2 protein-coding genes and 1 pseudogene are annotated in these 2,416 nt (G+C 72.0%); 2 read left to right on the forward strand and 1 reads right to left on the reverse strand.

Features of this window, described 5'->3' with window-relative positions; genetic code table 11:
- Positions 1 to 50: 50 nt before the first annotated feature.
- Positions 51 to 260: a hypothetical protein gene (locus AC3XYG_RS22720; RefSeq protein WP_489142141.1), complete on the forward strand. Its 210-nt coding sequence runs from the start codon at positions 51 to 53 to the stop codon at positions 258 to 260.
- Here the strand turns inward: AC3XYG_RS22720 and AC3XYG_RS22725 are convergent.
- Positions 248 to 1,453: pseudogene (locus AC3XYG_RS22725) on the reverse strand (thiamine pyrophosphate-binding protein); the annotation flags it as partial. The gene AC3XYG_RS22720 and the pseudogene AC3XYG_RS22725 sit on opposite strands and share 13 nt — an antisense overlap.
- Positions 1,454 to 1,632: 179 nt before the next feature.
- Here AC3XYG_RS22725 and AC3XYG_RS22730 point away from each other — a divergent pair.
- Positions 1,633 to 2,416: serine hydrolase domain-containing protein (locus AC3XYG_RS22730; RefSeq protein ID WP_489142140.1), on the forward strand; the 784-nt coding region annotated here is incomplete at its 3' end.

The following is a 2,416-nucleotide window of genomic DNA, read 5'->3' on the forward strand; positions in this document are numbered from 1 at the left end:
GGGTGAAGACCACCGACCTGCTGGTCGTGCTGGGCGCCCGGCTCGGCGAGATGACCACCAGCGGCTACACCCTGCTGAACGTCCCGGTGCCGGCCCAGCGGCTGGTCCACATCCATGCCGGGGCGGAAGAGCTGGGCAAGGTGTACCAGCCTGAGCTGGCGATCAACGCCGGCAGCGCCGGCGTCGCCGCCGCCCTGCGCGGCCTGGCCCCGGCCGGCGACCTGGCCGCCCGGCACGAGTGGGTGCGCCAGCCGCGGTAGCGGTAGAAGCGGTGGAACCAGGTGGCGTAGTTGCCGGCGCCGTTGCAGATCATGGCATCGGCCGGCAGCCGGCCGACCAGCCAGCGCACGATCTCCGACATCTGCACCGGGCCGGGCGACACCACCGGCTGCTGCCAGGCCTCGTAATCGGCGCGGGCGGCGCGTACCCAGTCGCGCCGGGCGGCCAGGTCGCCGGCCGGGGCCAGGCCGCGCAGGGCGGCGGCGACGGCGGCGGACCCGGCGTTGATCGCCAGCTCGGGCTGGTAGACCTTGCCCAGCTCCTCCGCCCCGGCATGGATGTGGACCAGGCGCTGGGCCGGCACCGGCACGTTGAGCAGGGTGTAGCCGCTGGTGGTCATCTCGCCGAGACGGGCGCCCAGCACGACCAGCAGGTCGGTGGTCTTCACCCGCTCCGCCAGCTTCGGGTTCGGGCCGATGCCGACATCGCCGGCATAGTGGCCATGGTCGTTGTCGACGTAATCCTGGCAGCGGAAGGACACGGTCAGCGGCACCTCCCAGGCCTCGGCGAAGGCCTGGATATCGGCGCGGGCCTGGGCGTTCCAGCCACCGCCGCCGAGCAGCAGCAGCGGGCGCTTGGCCTCGGCCAGCAGGCTGCGCAGCCGCTCCAGCGCGCCGGCGCCGATGTCGGTCTCGACAGGGGTGAAGGGCCGGACATCGGGCGCGTCGGTCGTCTCGACCAGCATGTCCTCGGGCAGCGCCAGCACCACCGGGCCGGGCCGGCCTGACGTGGCGGTGTAGAAGGCGTGAGAGACCAACTCCGGCACCCGGTCGGCATCGTCGATCTGCGCCGCCCATTTGGTCATCGAGGCGAAGACCTTGCGGACATCGACCTCCTGGAACGCCTCGCGCTCGAACATGTCGCGGCCGACCTGGCCCATGAACACGATGACCGGCGAACTGTCCTGCTGCGCCACATGGATGCCGACCGAGGCGTTGGTGATGCCGGGGCCGCGGGTGACGAAGCAGATGCCGGGCTTGCCGGTGGCCTTGGCGTAGGCATCGGCCATGTAGGCGGCACCGCCTTCCTGGCGGCAGACCACGACCTTGATCTCCGGCACGTCGTGCAGCGCGTCGAGCACGGCCAGGTAGCTTTCCCCCGGCACGCAGAAGATGGTGTCGACGCCGTTCAGGCGCAGGGTGTCGACCAGGGCGCGGGCGGCGGTGCGGGACATGACAAGGACCGTTTCTTATGGGCGTTGCGCCGACGGTCTAGCATGGGCCTCGCGGCCGTCCAACCACCGGTCTCGCCGCCCGGTCATGCCGCCAGTCCTGGCATGGGTCTTGCCGCTGGTCTTGCCGCCTTGGGCGCCCTCGTGCTCTAACGGCCCGTCCGTCCCGACGAGCCCCCCGCATGAGCCTCGAGACCCTTGCCGATCACGCTTTCGCTCCCGTGGCCCTGGCCCTGGAGGAAGGACGGATTCCGGGCGCTGCCCTTGGCATCGCCACGGCCGACGGCCAGCGCGCGCTGCGCTGGGGCGGCGTCGCCACCACCCTGCCGAAGCCGGAAGTGCTGCAGCGCGACACCTGGTTCGACCTGGCCAGCCTGACCAAGGTCATCGTCACGGTCACCGAGATCCTGCGGCTGGTGGAGGAGGGGGTGGTCGATCTCGACGATCCCCTGTCCAAGCACCTGCCGGACGCGGCGCCGCTGCATGGCGCGATCCCGCTGCGCCGGCTGATCGACCATTCCAGCGGATTGCCGGCGCAGGAGCGGATCTATCTCTGGCCCGGCCCGGCCGACCAGCGCCGCACCGCGGTGATCCGCAAGCACTGGCCGGTGAAGGCCGAGCCGGTCTATTCCGACATCAATTACATGCTGCTCGGCTTCGTGGTCGAACGCTGGCGCGGCGTGCCATTCGGCCAGCTGCCGGTCGGCACCGGCCTCAGCTTCGCGCCGGTGGCGGCGCAATCCGCGGCGACCGAGGTCTGCGCGGTCCGCAACCGGCTGCTGCGCGGCGAGGTGCATGACGAGAACGCCTGGTCGCTCGGCGGCGCCGCCGGCCATGCCGGGCTGTTCGGCACCGCCCGCGGCGGGCTGGATTTCGGGCTGGTGCTGCTGCGCGGCCGGCTGCTGAGCCCGGCGGCGATGGTCGAGCTGTGCACCCCCCAGGGCCCCGGCCGGGCGCTGGGCTGGG

It is taken from the genome of Inquilinus sp. (genome assembly GCF_057815775.1).

Excerpts from the sequence above, each read along its gene's own strand:
- AC3XYG_RS22720 (WP_489142141.1), top strand. The coding sequence starts at position 51 with ATGACCACCAGCGGCTACACCCTGCTGAACGTCCCGGTGCCGGCCCAG.